Annotated in this window: 17 protein-coding genes; 8 read left to right on the forward strand and 9 right to left on the reverse strand. The window is 68.9% G+C overall.

Annotation, left to right across the window (positions count from 1 at the left end; genetic code table 11):
- The first annotated feature begins 69 nt into the window (after positions 1-69).
- The 6 genes from AB0H36_RS01260 to AB0H36_RS01285 all read left to right on the forward strand — a co-directional run bounded on the left by AB0H36_RS01260 (position 70) and on the right by AB0H36_RS01285 (position 7504).
- On the forward strand, positions 70-1350 hold the full coding sequence (locus AB0H36_RS01260) for an ABC transporter substrate-binding protein (protein WP_360514453.1): 1281 nt from the start codon (positions 70-72) through the stop codon (positions 1348-1350).
- Between the two features lie 43 nt (positions 1351-1393).
- Complete coding sequence (locus AB0H36_RS01265) at positions 1394-2296, forward strand: sugar ABC transporter permease (protein ID WP_360514456.1); 903 nt, start codon at positions 1394-1396, stop codon at positions 2294-2296.
- Positions 2293-3186, forward strand: coding sequence for a carbohydrate ABC transporter permease (locus AB0H36_RS01270; protein ID WP_360514459.1), 894 nt, complete (start codon positions 2293-2295; stop codon positions 3184-3186). Before AB0H36_RS01265 ends, AB0H36_RS01270 begins: the two co-directional genes overlap by 4 nt.
- 133 nt (positions 3187-3319) lie before the next feature.
- On the forward strand, positions 3320-4954 hold the full coding sequence (locus tag AB0H36_RS01275; protein ID WP_360514462.1) for a hypothetical protein: 1635 nt from the start codon (positions 3320-3322) through the stop codon (positions 4952-4954).
- A 290-nt stretch (positions 4955-5244) separates the two neighbouring features.
- Positions 5245-5613, forward strand: coding sequence for a hypothetical protein (locus tag AB0H36_RS01280; RefSeq protein WP_360514465.1), 369 nt, complete (start codon positions 5245-5247; stop codon positions 5611-5613).
- A 73-nt stretch (positions 5614-5686) separates the two neighbouring features.
- Complete coding sequence (locus AB0H36_RS01285) at positions 5687-7504, forward strand: NHL domain-containing thioredoxin family protein (protein ID WP_360514468.1); 1818 nt, start codon at positions 5687-5689, stop codon at positions 7502-7504.
- Here AB0H36_RS01285 and AB0H36_RS01290 read toward each other — a convergent pair.
- The 6 genes from AB0H36_RS01290 to AB0H36_RS01315 form a co-directional block, all read right to left on the reverse strand.
- Positions 7494-7742, reverse strand: a complete 249-nt coding sequence (locus AB0H36_RS01290) for a DUF6458 family protein (RefSeq protein WP_360514471.1) — start codon at positions 7740-7742, stop codon at positions 7494-7496. The genes AB0H36_RS01285 and AB0H36_RS01290 overlap by 11 nt on opposite strands.
- Positions 7743-7944: 202 nt before the next feature.
- On the reverse strand, positions 7945-8715 hold the full coding sequence (locus AB0H36_RS01295) for a DUF4097 family beta strand repeat-containing protein (protein WP_360514474.1): 771 nt from the start codon (positions 8713-8715) through the stop codon (positions 7945-7947).
- A gap of 129 nt (positions 8716-8844) precedes the next feature.
- Positions 8845-10083, reverse strand: a complete 1239-nt coding sequence (locus AB0H36_RS01300; protein ID WP_360514477.1) for a hypothetical protein — start codon at positions 10081-10083, stop codon at positions 8845-8847.
- The gene (locus AB0H36_RS01305) at positions 10080-10733 is read right to left on the reverse strand and encodes a hypothetical protein (protein WP_360514480.1); all 654 of its coding nucleotides are present in this window, start codon (positions 10731-10733) and stop codon (positions 10080-10082) included. Before AB0H36_RS01305 ends, AB0H36_RS01300 begins: the two co-directional genes overlap by 4 nt.
- A complete protein-coding gene (locus AB0H36_RS01310) occupies positions 10730-11953 on the reverse strand; it encodes a hypothetical protein (RefSeq protein ID WP_360514483.1) in 1224 nt (407 codons plus the stop codon). The genes AB0H36_RS01305 and AB0H36_RS01310 overlap by 4 nt, the downstream gene beginning before the upstream one ends.
- A 264-nt stretch (positions 11954-12217) precedes the next feature.
- Positions 12218-14077, reverse strand: coding sequence for an acyl-CoA dehydrogenase (locus AB0H36_RS01315; RefSeq protein WP_360514486.1), 1860 nt, complete (start codon positions 14075-14077; stop codon positions 12218-12220).
- 191 nt (positions 14078-14268) lie between these two features.
- On the opposite strand from AB0H36_RS01315, the gene AB0H36_RS01320 reads away from it, so the two are divergent.
- A complete protein-coding gene (locus tag AB0H36_RS01320) occupies positions 14269-14775 on the forward strand; it encodes a histidine phosphatase family protein (RefSeq protein ID WP_360514490.1) in 507 nt (168 codons plus the stop codon).
- An 11-nt stretch (positions 14776-14786) separates the two neighbouring features.
- Here AB0H36_RS01320 and AB0H36_RS01325 read toward each other — a convergent pair whose 3' ends face one another.
- From AB0H36_RS01325 to AB0H36_RS01335, 3 genes are all read right to left on the reverse strand, one after another.
- Positions 14787-15698 (reverse strand): endo-beta-N-acetylglucosaminidase H, encoded by a 912-nt coding sequence (locus AB0H36_RS01325; protein WP_360514493.1) that lies wholly within the window; start codon positions 15696-15698, stop codon positions 14787-14789.
- Positions 15699-15845: 147 nt separating this feature from the next.
- A complete protein-coding gene (locus AB0H36_RS01330) occupies positions 15846-17204 on the reverse strand; it encodes a hypothetical protein (protein WP_360514496.1) in 1359 nt (452 codons plus the stop codon).
- Entirely contained in the window at positions 17201-17713 is a 513-nt protein-coding gene (locus AB0H36_RS01335) for a SigE family RNA polymerase sigma factor (protein ID WP_360514499.1), read from the reverse strand. The genes AB0H36_RS01330 and AB0H36_RS01335 overlap by 4 nt, the downstream gene beginning before the upstream one ends.
- A 132-nt stretch (positions 17714-17845) precedes the next feature.
- Between AB0H36_RS01335 and AB0H36_RS01340 the strand changes: the two genes are divergently transcribed.
- Positions 17846-19141, forward strand: a complete 1296-nt coding sequence (locus AB0H36_RS01340) for an MFS transporter (protein ID WP_360514502.1) — start codon at positions 17846-17848, stop codon at positions 19139-19141.

Genomic DNA, 19141 nt, shown 5'->3' on the forward strand with positions numbered 1-19141 from the left:
CCAGAGTTGGGCCGTCAAGGGGGCATCGTTGTCACAGGCGGCTCCATCAACTGATCGGAGAGTGAAAACATGCGTGGTGGTCTGAGCAAGGCCGTCGCGGTGCTGGGTGCGGCGGGTCTTCTCGCGGTCAGCGCCTGCGGGAACAGCGACGATGGTGGCGACGGAGGGGACGCGGCCGCGACCAAGGACGTCACCGTCTTCACCTGGTGGGCAGACGGTGGTGAGAAGGCCGGTCTGGACGGCCTGGTCTCGGTGTTCGGCACCGAGTGCACCGACTTCAAGTTCGTCAACTCCGCGGTCGCGGGTGGCGCCGGCTCGAACGCGAAGCAGGTGCTGGCCAACGACCTGCAGGCCGGCAAGCCGCCGTCCACCTTCCAGGCGCATGCCGGCGCCGAGCTGAAGGACTACATCAACGCCGGCCAGGTCGACGACGTCAGCCAGCTGTACAAGGACTTCGGGCTGGACAAGGCCTTCCCGCAGAACCTGATCGACAACCTGACCGTCGACGGCAAGATCTACTCGATCCCGGCCAACGTGCACCGCGCGAACGTGGTGTGGGCCAACCCGACGGTGCTGAAGAAGGCGAGCATCGACGGCGCCACGGCTCCGGCCAGCGTGGACGCCTGGATCGCCGACCTCAACAAGCTGAAGGCCGCCGGGGTGAAGGCGCCGCTGGCGATCTCCAAGGGCTTCGCCCAGCAGATGCTGGTCGAGGCCGTGCTGCTGGCCGAGCTCGGGCCGGACAAGTTCACCGGGCTCTGGGACGGCAAGACCGACTGGGCCGGCGGCGACGTGACGGCCGCGCTGAACAAGTACAAGACCCTGCTCGGCTTCACCAACGCCGACCGCGAGGCGATCGACTGGCCGGACGCGCTGGGGTACGTGAACAAGGGCCAGGCCGGCTACACGCTGATGGGTGACTGGGTCGCCGCGCAGCAGCTGGCCGACAAGGTGCCGGACACGGCCTACACCTACTGGCCGGCTCCGGGTACGGCGGGCAACTTCCAGTACCTGGCGGACTCGTTCACGCTGCCGACCAACGGGCAGAACCCCGACGGCGCCAAGTGCTGGCTGAAGGTCACCGGCTCGGCCGAGGGGCAGAAGGCGTTCAACACCAAGAAGGGCTCGATCCCGGCTCGGTCGGACGCCAACCCGGCGGACTACCCGAAGTACCAGCAGGCGGCGATGGCGGACTGGAAGAAGGACAAGATCGTCCCGTCCTGCGCTCACGGTGCCGCGTGCACGCTGGGCCAGAACAACGACATCCTGTCCGCGATCAGCCAGTTCAGTGGCAGCCAGGACGTCGCTCAGTTGCAGCAGGCGCTGGGCACCGCGATGAAGACGAGCTGATGCGAGGCGAGTTGCGGACCGGTCCTCGGGCGGTGAGCTGAGCATGCACGGGAGAATTCGCACCTGGGGTCCTGGAGCCCTGGTGCTGCTGCCGACTGTGTTGCTGCTCGGGTACTTCGTGTACGGGCTGATCGCGTGGACGTTCAACACGTCGATGACCGACCGGCACACCGCGCGCCGAGGCGGCTCGGTCGACTACGTCGGGTTCGAGAACTACACGAACCTGTTCAACGAGGACCGGTTCCTCAACTCGCTGAAGAACCTCGGCGTGCTCACGGTGCTGTTCATCGTGGGCACGCTGATCTTCGGCCTGATCTGGGCGCTGCTGCTGGAGAAGGGGGTCACCGGCGAGGGCGTGTTCCGGTCGATCTTCCTGTTCCCGATGGCGATCTCGATGATCGCCTCGGGGGTCGTCTGGGGCTGGCTGCTGAACCCGTCCCAGGGTGACGACGCCCGCGGGCTGAACCGGCTGTTCCATCTACTCCAGCTGAACTTCCTGGAGAATTCCTGGTGGACCGCCGGGAGCAGATGGACCACGATGGCGGCCATCGCGCTGCCGGCGGTCTGGCAGCTGTCCGGGTACATCATGGCGCTGTTCCTGGCCGGCTTCCGGGGGATCCCGCCGGAGTTGCGCGAGGCGGCGCGGGTCGACGGCGCCTCGGAGTTCAAGCTGTACCGGCACGTGCTCTTCCCGCAGCTGTCGCCGATCGCGCTGTCGGCGCTGATCATCCTCGGCCACATGTCGCTGAAGCTGTTCGACCTGATCTACGCGATCACCGGGCCGAACCAGTTCCGCACCGAGGTGCCCTCGATCTACCTGTGGAACACCTTGCTGCGCGGCGACCAGGCCAAGGCGGCCGCCATCGCGATCGTGATGCTCGCGGTCGTCGCCGTACTCGTCATTCCGTACGTCGCGTACACGGTCCGGCAGGAGTCCAACGAATGACCGCCACGGAAGCGGCCACCGGCACCACCGCGACAGCGATTCGCCGGAAGCCACGGACCAGCGCCGACGGGACGACCCGGCTCAGCCGATCGGTCAAGTACCTGTTGCTGCTGTTCTTCCTGCTGTTCGTCCTCATCCCGGTGTACGTCGTGGTGGTCGGCAGCTTCAAGACGTCCAGCGACACCACCGCCGCCGCGCAGTGGAACCTGCCGCAGGTCTGGACGGTGGAGCCGTGGAGCAAGGCCTGGGACGTGCTGCAGCCGTACATGGTCCGGTCGCTGTCGCTGGCGATCCCGGCCGCGATCATCTCGTCGATGATCGGATCCATGAACGGGTTCGTGCTGGCCCGTTGGCGGTTCCCGGGCGCGAACATCGTGTTCGCGTTCATCCTGTTCGGGATGTTCATCCCCTACCAGGCGGTGATGCTGCCGCTGCGGACGACGTTCACCGAGCTGGACGTCACCCGCGGGGTGCCGACCCTGATCATCGCGCACGTCATCTACGGCATCCCGATCTGCACACTGATCTTCCGGAACTACTACGCCACGATCGTGCCGAACGAGATCATCGAGTCGGCCCGGGTGGACGGCGCCGGTCTGGTCCAGACCTACGGCCGGATCATCCTGCCGATCTCGATCTCCGGGTTCGTGGTGACGCTGATCTGGCAGTTCACCTCGGTCTGGAACGACTTCCTGTTCGCGCTGTTCCTCACCACGCAGCAGAACGGCCCGGTCACCCTGGGCCTGGCAGCGCTGGCGGGCGGGCAGAAGGTCGACTACGCGGCCAGCATGGCGGGCGCGCTGATCACGTCGTTCCCGACCCTGCTCGTCTACATCCTGCTCGGCCGCTGGTTCATCGGCGGCCTGATGGCAGGCGCCCTGAAGGGCTGACGTACGGCGTCTGCGGCCCGTGCTACTCGATACACGGGCCGCAGTCGGCTGGTGACGGCGTGTCGACCTAGTTATCCACAGGACGCGCGCAGGGGCCTGCGGCGGACTGGGGCTGGGCGGTAATGTCGCGGACGTGACCAAGTCACCACGAGGCCGGAACGGACGACCAAGCCATCTGCGGCTGGTCGGTTCCACCCCGGCTCCGCCCCCAGGACCCACAGCGGGTGTCGACGTCGACACCACGCCGAGTGTCGCCGTGCTGGAAACCCTGCTGGAAACGCTGTCCCTCGACCTCGCCGCCGCGCCGCGGGCCCTGCACCCGGTGATCGCGGAGGCCTCGGTGGCGCGATCCGCCGCCATGCTTGCCGACCAGCTGTGGCCGGCCGGGCGGCCGGACGAGATCGGTGAGGTGGAGCGGTTCTTCTGGGCCGACGCCGCCCGGGTGCTCGGCGAGCGCCGCGACCCGGAATCCTTTGTCCTGTTGACGAGTCTGGCCCGCACGGTCGGCCCGGCCGGGCGGTTGCCGCTGCAGCGTGCGCACCTGTCCCGGTTGCGGACCGAGCCCTGGGTGTCGGAGTGGGTGACCCGGATCGCCGGGTTCCGGCTGACCAGCGCGATCGTCTCCGAGGACATCACCGGCGACGGGCTGAGCGTCGTGCTGGACTACGACGACGAGCAGCATCCGCACACCGTGGTGGTGTTCATCGACAACAACCTCGGCGCGATCGTCAAGGACGTGTTCGTCGGCCCGCCGGTGGACCGGGTGCTCGAGGCGTACCAGCGCGGTGGCCGGGTGACGATCCGGACGGTCCGGCCGCCGACCGCGGCCGGCATCATCCTGCAGGCGCTCGGCGAGACCAACGACTACGACGACCCGCCGGTGACCGAGGACTTCGAGTTCTTCTCCGGCCTGCTGGTGAACCGGCTGACCCAGTTGCCGGAGCGCCCGATCCGCCCGCCGATCCGGCCGTTGCTGTCACCGAAGCAGCGCGAGCAGCTGGTCGAGGAGTTCCTCAGGTCCTCTTACGCCGTTGGGCTGTCCGACGACGCCGCGGACATCGCGCGGCTGTGGATCGACCACGCGGTGGACCACACGGTCGGCGGTCCGCTGCGGGTCAGCGCCGTACTGGTGGAGTTGTTCCTGGCGCACTGGCTGCCGCGCAAGGTGCTTGCTGACAGCACCTACTTCGAGGCGGTGCCGGTGGTGGTGAAGGCGTGGCTGGAGTTCGCGGGGGACCGCACCCAGCTGGCGCTGGACGCGATCGACGAGGCGGTCGACGCGGTGGACGTGTGGACGCCGGCCCTGGAGGCCGCGGCCATGGTCGACCCGGTCGGCTCCAAACCGGGCGAACGCGTCTTCCTCGACGAGTCGTCCAACGACCTCGAGGACGCCTACCGGGCGCTGTCCGGCCTCGGCACCCCACCCCAGCCGGACCTGCGCGGCCTCGACAAGTCCCAGGCCGCGACCCTGTCCGTCCTCGCCCCGCACGCCTGGCTGATGGCCGGCGAAACCCTCGGTACGACGTACGCCCCCGACGCCTTCGACATCGCCGAACGCCTCGTCCGCGACGCCCCCGACCTGCTCGCCAAAGCCCGCCTCTCCACCTGGCCGAGAGCCATCGTCTGGCTCCTCGCCCACCGCCATCGCCTGGTCGGCCCCGGCGAGCCCCTCACCCCCTACACGCTCGCCACCGACCTCTCCTCCTCCCCCGCCACCCTCCGCAAAACCGCCAAACTCCTCACCGACACCCTCATCCTCCCGCGCTGACGTCGAGAGCGCGGAGTTGTGACGCCCGGATGACCAAGAGTGTCGGCGGCCTGATAGACCTGTAGTGCAAGGGCATCGGGGACCGGAGTAGTAGGCAGGGCAACTCGTACCGCTGCCAGTCGATCCGGCTAGGCCGCTGGTGCGACTCGCCGGGCGGTGCCTACAAGCCAGCCCTCGACGCGGCGGTTGCAGAGATCTGGCTGAATCGTCTGGGAGCGCTGCGAGACGGCGATGAGCTGTTTCAAGTCATTGTCACGCGCCTGACCGCGGCGGCGGACCCTGAGGCAGCCATGAGGAGGGCGGCGATTCAGAATGCTCTCGCCGAGGAGGAAGCATCGCGCAGGTTGCTGGACGAGGATCACTATGTACGGCGACTCATCGATCGCGATCGGTATTTGTCGCTCAACGAGGCCCTGTCTCGTCGCATTGAAGATCTCCGCCATGCCTTGGCGTCTGCGCCGCCGCCGGTCGTCGAATCCTCCTGGCTTCGAGATGCGGCCCTGATCCGAACGAAGTGGTCGTTGGCGGATGTCCGGGAGAAGCGGGAGCTGCTGAAGTTGGCGATCGATGAGGTCGCCGTGTGTCAGGGACGGCGAGGGGCCCGGTTCGTCGCGGACGAGCGTCTGACCGTCACCTGGGCTGCTGAGCCAGGAGAATGAGCGTGCCGCCCGCCCCTCTCAGCGTCGGCGGACGACGATCCGGGTGCTTGGGTGGATCGGCGACAATGGACCGGTGACTCCTGCTTCAAACTCCGGTCCACGTCGCCCGCTCGTCCGTGCGCCCGAGCTGCGCGGCCGTGCCTGGCTCAACACTGGCGGTAAGTCCTACTCGATCTCGGACTTCCGAGGTCGTCATTTGCTGCTCGATTTCTGGACGTTCTGCTGCATCAACTGCCTGCATGTGCTGGACGAGTTGCGGCCGTTGGAGGAGAAGTACGGGGATGCGCTGGTGATCGTGGGGGTGCATTCGCCGAAGTTCGCGCATGAAGGGGAGGAGGCGGCGGTTCGTGCCGCCGTGGAGCGGTACGAGGTGGGGCATCCGGTGCTGGACGACCCGGAGCTGATCACCTGGCAGAACTACACCGCCCGGGCCTGGCCGACGCTGGTGCTCGTGGATCCGAACGGCTACATCGTCGCGCAGTACTCCGGTGAGGGCCATGCCCATGCGTTGGACGCCCAGCTGGCGGAGCTGATCGCCGAGCACGAGCAGGCGGGGACGCTGACGCGGGGCAAGTCGCCGTACGTCGCTCCGGCGCCCGAGCCCACCGACCTCCGCTTCCCGGCGAAGGTGGTTGCTCTGGACAACGGGTTCCTGGTCGCCGACGCCGGCAACCACAGCATCGTCGAGCTCGCCGCCGACGCGACCACAGTGGTACGCCGGTTCGGCACCGGCCACCGTGGATTCGCCGACGGCCCCGCTGACCAGGCGACCTTCTCCGAGCCGAACGGCCTCACCCGTCTACCGGCCGACGTCGCCGCCGAGCTCGGGTACGACGTCGTCGTCGCCGACACCGTGAACCACGCGCTCCGCGGGATCAACCTGGAGACCGGCCACGTCACCACCCTGGTCGGCACCGGCAAGCAGTGGATGGACGGCGACGGCACCGACGTCCTCAGCTCACCGTGGGACGTCGCCTGGTGGCAGGACAAGGTGTGGATCGCGATGGCCGGCGTACACCAGCTCTGGACCTTCGACCCGTTCGCCAAGGTCACCGAAGTCGCCGCCGGCACCACCAACGAGGGCCTGCGGGACGGCGCGCTCGACCAGGCCTGGTTCGCGCAGACCAGCGGACTCGCCGTCGACGGCGACCGTCTCTGGCTGGCCGACTCGGAGATCTCCGCGCTGCGCTGGATCGACACCGAGGTGCACACGGCCGTCGGCACCGGGCTGTTCGACTTCGGCCTGCGCGACGGCAAGGCGAGCGATGCCCTGCTACAGCACCCGCTCGGCGTGACCGTCCTGCCGGACGGCTCGATCGCGATCGCCGACACCTACAACGGCGCCGTACGACGGTTCGACCCGCGCACCGAGGTGGTCGACACGATGGCGACCGGCCTGGCCGAGCCCAGCGGTGCCGTTGTCGTGGGCAACGAACTCCTGGTGGTCGAGTCGGCCGCGCACCGGCTGAGCCGGATCCCGCTCGGCGCCTCGGCGACCGCGGACGAGTTCAGCACCCGGACACAACGTCCACCGATGGACGTCACGCCCGGCGAGGTCACGCTCGAGGTCGTGTTCACGCCGCCGCCGGGGCAGAAGCTGGACGACCGTTACGGCCCGTCGACCCGGCTGCTCGTGTCGTCGACCCCGGAGAGCCTGCTCCTGGAAGGCACGGGCGACTCAACGGACCTCACCCGCAGGCTCGTGATCGATGAGCGGGTCGGCGACGGCGTGCTGCATGTCGCCGTACAGGCTGCGTCGTGTGACGACTCAGCGGAAGTCGAGTTCCCCGCGTGTCACATGCACCGGCAGGACTGGGGAGTTCCGATCCGCGTGACCCCGGACGGTGCCACGCGGCTCGAGCTGGTGCTGTCCGGAGCGTCTACTCCTTGACGTCGCGGTGGTGCTCCTCGACCACCCGGTACTCCTCCTCGATCGCCGGATCGATCGCGTCGGTCTCGACCCGACGGCGCCGGTTGGTGATGTAGAAGGAGAGCACGATCCCGGCCAGTCCGGCGAGGATCAGGATGTAGCCCACCACGGTCAGGTTGACAGCGTCCCACGAGTCCTGGACGGCGAAGGCGAAGATGGCGCCAACGACCATCAGAAAGATCCCCACACCGATGCTCATGGTCGTCCTCGCTTCGCTCCGGGCGCCCATGAGACACGAGGTGCGCTGTGCTCTCTGATGAGCTCGCTTCGCTCACTCATGTGAGCCTCCTAGTGAAGTGTTTCCTCACCGTCGAAACTACTCTGATCGCACGGTGTAATCCATGCACAACGCATGTCTGTTACACCACCGAACGCACACTCGGTACCCGTGCGTAAACGCTCTACCTGGTCTTCAGCTCGATGTCGCCGCTGGTGGTGGTGGCGGTGATGGAGCGGGAGCCGTTCGGGTCGTCGCCGAGGTTGTTCTCGACGTCGCCGCTGCGGGTCTCGGTGCTGACGTTCCAGCCGCCCGCCGGCGCGATCACCTCGATGTCGCTGCTGGTGCCCTTCGCCCGGACGTCGTTCGCCTCGGCCAACTGGAGCTCGAGGTCACCCGAGGTGGTCTCGGCGGTGACCGGACCGCCCTTCAACCCGGACGCCTCGATGTCACCCGACGTGGCGCTGACATCCAGCTTGCCGGTCAGGTCCTTCACGACCACGTCACCCGAGGTCAGGTCGAGCTTCACGTCGCCGGTCACGTCGCTGATCTCGATCGTCCCGGACCGCGACTGCGCGTCCACCCCGCTGACGCCGGTGATCGAGACGTCCCCGCTGCCGTTCTCGCCGGTCACCTTCGTCCCGCGCGGGACGGTGACCACGAAGTCGGCGTTGCACTGCCAGCCGCAGTCGCCGTCGAGTTTCAGGACGCCGTCCTCGACCGAGTAGGCATCCCCGTGCTTCCAGAACCAGAAGTGCCGCTTCTCCTGGACGGTCGTCTTGTCGCCGTCGGAGACCTTGATGGTGACGTCGGAGCTCTCGGCGGCCAGTTGGACCGTGCTGATCCGGTCGCCGAGCTCGTGGTCGTCGGTCGAGTCCCGGTCCCCGAACTGCCAGAATGCCAAGGCCGCCCCGGCCACCAGAAGCACTGCCCCGAGCTGCTTGGTCTCCGCCATCATCCGCCCCTTCGAGTCCCGGCCACGACCGGCCGTCCTGTCCGCTCGACAGTAGGCCGGGGGCCGGTGGCGCAGGATCCGGCAGATCCCCCGAGGCGTCCCTGAACCACACCTCAGGGACGCCTGAGGTCAGCGCCGGTACTCGCCCCGCGACACCGCATCGGCGAGATCGTCGTCGATGCTGCCGAAGAAAGTCCGCGCCCACAGGTCGTGGCCGTGCCAGTAGGGACCATCGGCACCGGGCAGCGAGGCCGGCGCCTTGCCCTGCTTCAGCGCCCGCCGGCACTCGCCGCACAACGGCAGCGTCAACGTCGTCCCGTTGGCCTCCACCTGGGTCGGCCGTCCCGACGACCGCCCGTGCAGCGGGTTGAAAGCACACAACGCCGGTACGGCGTCCTGCTTCCGCCCGGCCGCCACCGCCACGGCCGCGTCGTACTCCCGCCGTGCCTTGTCCAGCAGCACCATCGCGCCGACCACGTCGACGAGATCCTCCGACGAGTCGAGCACCTTCCCGGCGGCCTGATGCGCGTCGAGCGCCGCCTGCTGGTGCCGCAGCCCCTCGCCCTCGGCGGCGGGTAACGCAGCCAGGTCCGAGCCCAGTGTGGTGAGCTCGACAGCCGTCTCGCCCGCCAGCCGTCGGCGTCGCTCGGCGGCCACCGTCGCGGCCACGTGCGGCGGGATGCTGAACGGCTTCTCCCGCCGTGGCCGGTCCTGTGGTCGCGAGCCCGGCCTACGCAGGCCGATGACCAGGCCCAGCCCGACCAGAGCGGCGATCCCCAGACCGACCAACAGCACTACCGTGCCGGCCACCGACTCCTCGTCCGAATCATCCCGCGACGACGACCGCGGGGTGGTCGGCTTGGTCGTGGCAGGCGGCAACGCGGGAGCTGCCAGCAGCGCGTACATCCGGGCCAGCACCTCGGTCGGCCCCGCGTCGTACCCGGTGTCGTCGAGCGCCCGCTCCCGGACCGCACGGAGCTTGTCGTCGTCCAGTTGCGGCAACTCGTGCGCCTCGTACCAGGGGAACCGCCCGCCGCCGTCGACGACCACGTACAACCCTGGCCGGTCGAGGGCGTCGATGATCAGCGTGAGGGCGCTGCGCTCCTTGCCCTGGAACGCGTCGCCGGGTGTCAACGGCAACACGATCGAGTACACCGGATACCCGAGCGCGTTCGTCTTCGCCAGCACGTCCTCGCGCAGGTTGTCCGGCAGGGCCGAGTCGTACGCCGGGTCGACGTACAGCGGCGTCTTCGCCAACACGGTCGCGATCTCCTTCGCCCGCTCGGCCGGAGTCTGGGCCCGCGCGGGGACGGCGGTCAGCGACACCAGCAGCGTGAGCAGAACGGTCAGGGCCAGCCGGGTTCTCACCGGGTTCCTCCAGGTCGTCGGGCCACCATGGCCGCGATGGCGAGGACGACGCCGGCGAGCAGCGCGCCGCCCATCAGGCCGAGGACGACGCCGCCGATCCCGTTGCCGATCGCGGCGCCGACCGTGAATCGTTCGGGCTCCGAGGTCGTCTCCGGACGCGGCGGCAGCGGCTGGGTCCGGGCCGGCTTCGCCTCGTACCGGTCGTCCTTCTTGACGTCCGCGAGGTAGTCCGAGAGCTGACTGCCCATCGATTGCTTCGCCTTCGCGTAGTCGCTGGACGGCGCCCAGGCCGCGATCTCGTGCTCGACGCCGTGCGTCGTGTTGCTGTCCATCACGACGTACAAGCCCGGTTTGCCGTGCGCGGCGGCGAGCCGGCCGGCCAGCAGTTCGGTGTCGCCCTCCTCCTCGAACCACTCCCCGGTCGGTACGACGGCGACGTACACCGGGACCGGCGCGGCCTCGATCGCGCGGAGCAGCTCCGCCGACTGGGACGCGTCCACCACGGACGCAAAGTCCTGGTCGACGTACAGCGGCTGCGTCGCCCAGGCGGCGGTCGCCGCGGTGATCCGTGGATCCGCCGGGGCCGCGGCCCACGCCGTCCCGGACAGGAACACAACAGTTGCTGCAAGCAACAGGATCAGGCGCCTCACCGGACACCGTCCTGGAGTCGAGTAACCCGCTCGGGCAGGTCGTCGGACAGTGCGCCGAAGCCGGTCGCGACCATGACGTTGTCCTCGGGGTCCAGCGTCCAGTAGGGAACGTGCTCGCGGCCCAGCAGGCCGGACCGCTGCCAGACCTGCAAACCGTACGGCGTCTCGCCCTTGCCGACGATCCGCGCACAGGCCTGGCAGGCGGGCACCGCGATGTCGTCCGACCACTCGACCGTCATCGTCCCGGACCGGTGGGTCGGGTCGAAGAAGCACGGCGGCAGCACCTGGGCTCCACTCGCGCCCCGCTCGGCCTGGCGGGCCAGTACGAAGGCGCCGGTCACGGACAGCAGGTCGTCGGGCTCGCCATCCCGCAGTTTGCGCGCCGCGTCGAGGCGACGGTAGGCGTCGTCGCGCTGGTCGAGCACCTTCACCGACTTTCCGCGCCTCTTGTCCAACCGGTCGAGTGCCAGCTGCGCCCGCTCGATCCAGTCGTCCGCCCGGAACTGCATCTTGTCCACGGTCATCGGCTCGCCGCCGGCCGCTCCGCGCGTCGAGTCCCGTCCCCCGCCGCGCCTGCGCAGGACGAGCCACAGCGTCAGCGCGAAACCGGCCAGCGCGCCGGCCCCCATGCCGATGAACGTGGACAGGTCCTCCAGGTCGGTGGCCGACCTGCCCCGCCGCACCTCACGCTCCGGCTCCAGGTCGGCGGCCGGGATCGCCGGCAACGGGCGACCGTCGTACGCGGTCGCGGCTTGCTGGATCGACCGCACGATCCGCGGACCGGGCCGGTCGTCGACGATGTCGCGGTACCGCTCGTCGTCCAACTGGACCCGGGTGAGGCTGCGGCCCTTCAGCCCGGCCGGCCGGTACAACTCGTCCGTAAAGAACCAGTAGCTGTCCGAGGCCGTCGCCACCACGTACAGCCCTGGCTGCCCGACGCGAGCCTGCAGCAGCGTGATCAGGTCGCTCGTCTTCGCCCGGGTGTACGGCGTCCGCGGCACGATCGCGACGTACACGGCGAAGTCGACGGTGGCCGCCGCCGCGCGGACCCGGTCCAGCTCGGGGATCGCGCGGAGCCGCTCGTCGACGTAGATCTTGTCGTTCCGCCAGGCGGCGGCGACCCGGTCGGCGAGCTCCGGGGTCGCGGCCCGCGCGGGAAGAACAGGCAGGCACGCCAGGACGGCGAGCAGGGCGGCTAGGCGACACAGGCGGGCGAACATCGCGCACAGCGTACGACGACCTGACGTGGACACAGCACCACGGACGCACTCCGTGGACGAGAGGTTCCCCACTCCGACCTGGCACGGCCCTGGCTCGGACAGGGGAAGCCGAGCCAGGGTCGCTGGGTGCCACGGGCAGAAACGTTCCTCTATCGAGAGCTGCTTCACCAGGGCAGATCGCGGGGCAACCCGGGGCAGATCGATCTGCCCCGGAATGCCCGGCCTCCGGCCCGATCCGCGCAAGTGATCGAGGAGCCGGGAAACTCAGAAGGCGGACTCCGGCAGGTCCATCACGTCGAGGTCGGTGAGCTCGGCCTTGACGCGCTCGGCGCGGACCGACGGCATCGTGGACCGGACGAACCACTGGGCCGCGGCCACCTTGCCGGTGTAGAAGTCCTGCTCGGCCGGGGACAGCTCGCCGCCGAGCCGGTCCAGCGCGACCTCGGCCTGCCGCAGCATCAGCCAGGAGCAGACCACGTCACCCAGCACGTACAGCAGCCGCGAGGTGTTCAGGCCGACCTTGTAGATGTTGCGCGGGTCGCCGTTCTCCGCCTGCGGGTTGCTCGCCATCAGCGCCTGGCCCATCACCCCGAGGATCGTCTGGGTGTCCTCCAGGCCCTTCGCCAGCAGCCCGCGCTCCTCCTTCAGCCGGCCGTTGCCGGCCTCGGAGGCGACGAAGCCCTGGATCTGCTCGGCCAGGTGGCCCAGCGCCTTGCCCTGGTCCTTGATGATCTTGCGGAAGAACAGGTCCTGGCCCTGGATCGCCGTGGTGCCCTCGTACAGGGTGTCGATCTTGGCGTCCCGGACGTACTGCTCGATCGGGTAGTCCTGCAGGAAGCCGGAGCCGCCGAAGGTCTGCAGCGACTCGGTGCCGAGCAGCGTCCACGACTTCTCCGAGCCGTAGCCCTTGACCAGCGGCAGCAGCAGGTCGTTCACACCCTCGGCGACGACGTCGTGCTCACCGGCGTACCGGGCCTGCTCGGCGCGGTCCTGGTACGTCGCCGTGAACAGCACCAGCGCCCGCAGCGCCTCGGCGTACGCCTTCTGCGTCAGCAGCGAGCGGCGGACGTCCGGGTGGTGGGTGATGGTGACCCGCGGCGCGTCCTTGGCCGGCTGGGTCAGGTCGGCGCCCTGGACCCGCTCCTTGGCGTACTCCAGTGCGTTGAGGTAGCCGGTGGACAGGGTCGCGATCGCCTTGGTGCCGACCATCATCCGCGCGTACTCGATCACCTGGAACATCTGCGCGATGCCGTCGTGCACCTCGCCGAGCAGCCAGCCCTTGGCCGGGATGCCGTCGCCGAAGGTGACCTCGCAGGTGGTGGACACCTTGATGCCCATCTTCTTCTCGACGTTCGTGACGAAGGCGCCGTTGCGCTCCCCGGTCAGCTCGCCGGTCTCCAGGTCGAAGTGGTGCTTCGGCACGACGAACAGGCTCAGGCCCTTGGTCCCCGGGCCGCCGACGCCCTCGACGCCCTGCGGCCGGGCCAGCACCAGGTGCACGATGTTCTCGGTCAGGTCGTGCTCGCCCGAGGTGATGAACCGCTTGACGCCCTCGATGTGCCAGCTGCCGTCGTCCTGCAGGGTGGCCTTGGTCCGACCGGCGCCCACGTCGGAGCCGGCGTCCGGCTCGGTCAGCACCATGGTGGCGCCCCAGCCGCGCTCGATGATGTGGTGCGCGATCTTCTTGTCGCGGTCGACGCCGTTGCGCCAGAGCACGTGCGCGAAGTTGGGGCCGGCGGCGTACATGTGCACCGGCGGGTTGGCGCCCAGCACCAGCTCGGCGGCGGCCCAGCGCAGCGACGGCGGCGTCGGCTGGCCGCCCAGCTCGGCCGGCAGCTCCAGCTTGAACCACTCGGCGTCCATGTAGGCGTGGTAGCTCTTCTTGAACGCCTCCGGCATCCGCACCTCGTGCGCCTCCGCGTCGAAGACCGGCGGGTTGCGGTCGGCCTCGGCGAACGACTCGGCCAGCTCGTGCTTGGCCAGCCGGTCGATCTCGGCCAGCACCTCACGGGCGGTGTCGACGTCCATCTCGGCGTACGGGCCCTGCCCGAGCACCTCGTCCCGGCCCAGGACCTCGAGCAGGTTGAACTCGATATCCCGCAGATTCGACTTGTAGTGGCTCACGCCTTCACCTCGCTTCGCTCGGCTGCGGCGTGAGCCAGAGGCTGCTGTGCATATTTGTTCGATCGCTTCGCTCTCTCACAGGGGTCCCCTACCTCTTCGGCAGCATTGTACTCACGAGTAACTTAAGTATATACCCGTGGGTAACGAAGACAAAGAAGTTTGTCCGGGACGTGATCCAGGAGACTTGTCCCGTGAAGCTGAGGCTGGTCTACGAGACGCACTCGACGACGCTCGACAACGAGCAGGGCATCGCCACCGGCTGGCTGCCCGGCGAGCTCTCCGCTGCGGGGCGGCGGGAGGCGGCCGAGTTGGGCGCCCGCCGCAAGGACGTCGACGTCGTGTTCAGCTCCGACCTGCGCCGGGCCGTGCAGACGGTCGAGGCGTCCGGCCTGACGGCGCCGCACTTCCAGGACTGGCGCCTGCGCGAGTGCAACTACGGCGTGCTGAACGGCGCGCCGCGCGGCTCGCTCGAGCCACGGGCGAATCGGGTGCAGACCCCGTTTCCGGGCGGGCAGAGCTACTGGGAGGTGATGGAGCTGACCCGATCGTTCCTCGAGGACCTCAAACGCTGGTACGACGGCCAGGTGGTGCTGATTGTCGCGCACTCCGCGAACCGCTGGTCGCTCGACCACTTGCTCGGCAGCCGGGCATCCCTCGAAGACCTGGTCGCCACTCCGTTCGAGTGGCGACCAGGCTAGGAGTACGTGCTTTAGGGGATGTAGACGGCGGAGCTGCCGTACAGCTTGTTGGTGAAGGCCGAGATGTAGCTCGCGCTGGTCGTCGAGGTGAGGTTGTAGGTGAGGAAGACGCCGTACCCTTCGTCGACCGTGCGCTGGGCGAGGCTGGCCGCGGTGGACGAGCTCGTCGCGGTGATCGATACGGCGGCGGGGGAGAGCCGGGCCTTGTCGCTCGGTCCGCTGGGGACCATCCAGGTGCCGTACCACGGGTTCCAGGCGTAGTCGAAGGTGTTCGCGATGCTCACGCCGTTGTAGCTCAGCCGGTCCGACGCCGGGCCGATGTCGTAGAGCGTGATGAGCTTGTTCGGCAGCTTCTGGCGCAGCGCCTGGACCAGGTAGACGAACGAGAAGTCGTTCGGCTGTCCGGTGCCGTTGTTGCCGTACTCGACGTACTCGTCGTCGAAGTCGATGCCGTCCAGGCCGTACTGGTTGACCGCGTCGGCCAGCTCCTGGGCGAACGCGTCGGCGGCCTGCTGGGACGGGAAGTTCGCGAAGCCGGCGCCCTGGTGGTTGCCGAGGATCGACAGCAGGACCTTGATGCCCTTCTGCTGCAGCGGCCGGACCTGGGTCGCCACGTTGTCGAGCACGTTCTGCACGTTCTCGTTGAAGTGCAGGTAGGCGTTCGTGCCGTCGTAGTTGATGTTCGCCGCGAAGATGATCGCGACGTCGAACACCTGGGCGCCGCCCTTGCTGAGCGTGTACTTGGCGGCGTTCGTCATGCTCTCGTTGTTGACCTCGATGTAGACCACCGAGATCGGTCCGGTCTTCGCGCGCGGCCGCGGCCTGGCGTAGGCGGTGCCGGCGGCCGGTACGGCGGCTCCGGCGGCGGTGGTCGCGGCCAGGGCTGACAACAGGGTCCTTCTGCGCATGAGCGGTGCACTCATCGATCGACTCCTCGTCATCGGGGCGGGATGTAGCTATATCGGTTAAGTCGCTCTCGCCGCCTGGCCGAACGCCCAGGCGGCGAGAGGAGATAAACCGGTATAGCAGGCAAGATCATCGATCGGCCCGAACCCGCTGTCAAGAGGTCGTCAGCGCAGCGTCACCACCTCCGTCGTCCCGCTCGCCTCGACCTTCACCTCCGCCTTGTCGCCGGCGGGCACCAGGACCGCGTTTGTGCGCGGTGTGCTCCAGGCGCCGCCGTCGTACCGGTAGGAGAGGTTCGCGCCCTTGCGCGCGACGGCCCAGCCCTGGCCGGCGGGCAGCTTGACCGACACCGGCAGCGGCGAGTTCCCGTCCGGGACGCCGCCGGGGACGATGGTGCGCTTGCCGGCCTTGGGCTCGAGTACGGCGTACACGCGCGTCGGGTCGTTGTCGACCTGCTGTTCGCCCATGTACACCGACGAGCCGTTCGCGGTCACGCCGTACGCGACCCAGAACGAGTGACCGAGGGTGTAGTAGTTCTTGTCCGTTACGGCGTCAAGGGCGGTCTCGAACCGGTTCGTCGCGACCGTGCTCAGCGTGTCCGCGCCGGCGGTCATCGGCCAGGTCTCCAGTTCGGTGAAGTCGCTCCACAGTCGCCGGTCGCCGGGGTTCTGCTCCGGTTTCGCCGCTTCGACGCCGCCGTTCACGATCCCCTGGTAGGCCTCGCCGTTGGCCGGCAGCCCGCTGATGCTGAGATCCGCGAGGTCGGCGTCCCGCGGAAGCTCGACCACGCTGACGCCGTCCTTGAACTGCAGCGGGGTGTACTCGCGGCTGGTGCCGCCGTCCTCGCCGTACGTCCGGCCGGCCGACCAGCCGGCCTTCTTGCCGGTGTCGAGGACGACGAGCGCCTTGGTGTCGCCCTTCGTCGCCACCATTCCGGTCATCAGTCCGGCGCCGGGAGCCGGGTAGCTGTCGGCCAGCATCGTGGGCTTGCCATCTTTGCCGTCGACAACGAAGCCGACGAGGGTGTAGACGCCCTCCTTGTCGAGCTGGATGTTGTCGTGGTGCCGCAGGTAGGAGTGCTCGGCCACGATCGCGACCCGGCCGCCGGGGGTGTTGCCGGCCCAGTAGACCTGCGGGTTGCCCTGCAGGTGGTCAAAGATGCCGCGGTCGTAGTTGGGGGACTTGCGGTGGCTGGTCCGCCATGCCGTCAGGACCTCCTCGAGGTAGGCGTGGTCGTCCGCCAGGTTGCCTCGAGTCGGCGTCTTCGTCAGGAAGCTGTACAGATCGGCGGCGACCGGTGCCGACGCGGCCGGCGGGTCCTGCAGGCGGTCCAGAACGGCCGGCGCGGTGACGGCGACACCGCCGAAGGCGGCCACGGCGAGCGTGCCGGCGGTGAGGGCGAGGAAGCGGCGCCGGCGGAGCCGCCGGGCGCCACCGAGGCGGGCCCGGTCGAGCAGGTCCGAGGGCGCTTCGACGTCGTCGACGCCGGCGCCCAGCCGCTGCTTGAGTTCGGTCTCGGTCATCGGAGTCCTTCCAGGGCTGGTTCGGTGATCAGGCGGAGCCGGTCCAGAGCACGGGAGGCCTGGCTCTTCACGGTGCCGAGGGAACACCCGAGCGCCTCGGCGGTCTGCGCTTCGGTGAGGTCCTCGTAGTACCGGAGGACGACCACCGCTCGTTGCCGCGGCGGCAGCTCCTGGAGCGCGGTCAGCAGCTGGTCGCGGACGACGAGGTCCTCGGTCCCGTCCGGGGTGGGGACGTCGTGGTCGACGAGCGCCAGCTCCGGTTTGCGGCCCCGGCTGCGCCACCGGTTCGCCGCGAGGTTGGCGAGCGTCTTGCGGGCGTAGGCCTCGGGCGCGCTGTGGATCCGCCGCCAGCGCACGTACACCCGCTCGTACGTCTCCTGGACGAGGTCCTCGGCCGCCGCGCGGTCGCCGGTGAGCAGTACGGCGGTCCGGAGCAGCCGGGTCGAGCTGCCCCGGACGAACTCGTCGAAATCGTCACCGCGGGTGACCATCCGCCCCTCCTCGGTCATCTGGTCTGGTACTACCTAGACACCGGCGGCACCCGGAAGGTTGCATGACGGGTCGCGCGGCTGGGAAGTTATAGACGAAGATGATCAGTGGGGATGGGAAAAACTTACGGGCCCTGTCCTAGGAGGACGCCGATGAGCTCAGCACCCGGTCAGACCGTTGCCGACCCGCGGACCCGGCGGTCCCTGGTCGCCGGCACGGTCGGCAACTTCGTCGAGTGGTACGAGTTCGGCGCCTACGGCTTCTTCGCGACGGTGATCGCGGCGAACTTCTTCAGCAGCACCTCGACCAGCGACGCCGAGAGCCTGATCAAGACCTACGCCTCGTTCGCGCTGGCGTTCTTCTTCCGGCCGATCGGCGCCGCCGTGTTCGGCCGGGTCGGCGACCGGATCGGCCGGCGCCCGACGCTGATCCTGGTCCTGCTGCTGATGACGCTGTCGACCACGCTGATCGGCCTGCTGCCGACGTACGCGACCGTCGGCGCCGCGGCGCCCTGGTTGCTGACGCTGGTCCGGGCCCTGCAGGGGTTGTCGGCCGGTGGTGAGTTCGGCGGCGCGGTGTCGATCATGACCGAGTTCGCGCCGAAGACGAAGCGCGGTCTGTACGGCGCTTGGCAGTCGTTCACCGTCGCCCTCGGACTGCTCGCGGGCGCGGGACTCGCAGCGATCCTGGCGACCGTGCTGAGCAAGGAGGCGCTGACCGACTGGGGTTGGCGGGTGCCGTTCCTGCTCGCGTTGCCACTCGGCCTGGTCGCGTTGTGGCTGCGGCTCCGGCTCGATGAGACGCCGAACTTCGCCAGGGTCCAGCAGGAGGAGCCGCGCCCGGCCGGCGCCGGGGAGGTCGCGAAGGCGATCGCGCTCGGCATCGGCCGGCTGATGGGCTGGTCTGCCGCCGGATACACGTTCCTCGTGGTGATGCCGTCGTACCTGCAGGCCACGCTGAACGCGACGTTCCAGCAGGCGCTGGTCGCGACCGTGCTGGCGAACGCCGGGTTCGCCGCGGCGATCCTGCCGGCCGGCCGGCTGAGCGACCGGATCGGGCGTCGGCCGGTGATGGTGACCGGCGCGGCGCTGGTCGTCGTACTCGCGTTCCCGTTGATGAATCTGCTGCAGGACAAGGAGTCCGGGACCGCGGTCAAGGGTGCGGCCGTGTTCGTCGCCGGTCTGGTGGTCGGGCTGATGGCCGGTCCGGGGCCGGCGATGCTGGCGGAGATGTTCCCGACCCGGGCCCGCTACACCGGTCTCGGGCTGGCCTACTCGCTGTCCAACGCGGTGTTCTCCGGCTGCGCCGGGCTGATCATCACCGAGCTGATCAAGCGGACGAAGAACATCGACATCCCCGCGTACTACGTGGCCGTGACCTGCGCGGTGAGCGTGGTCGCCCTGCTCACGTTGCGCGGTGACGACCACCGACGGGAGTTGCGGGACTGA

The sequence above is a fragment of the Kribbella sp. NPDC050820 genome (assembly GCF_040653975.1).
In the GTDB taxonomy this organism is placed as follows: Bacteria; Actinomycetota; Actinomycetes; order Propionibacteriales; family Kribbellaceae; genus Kribbella.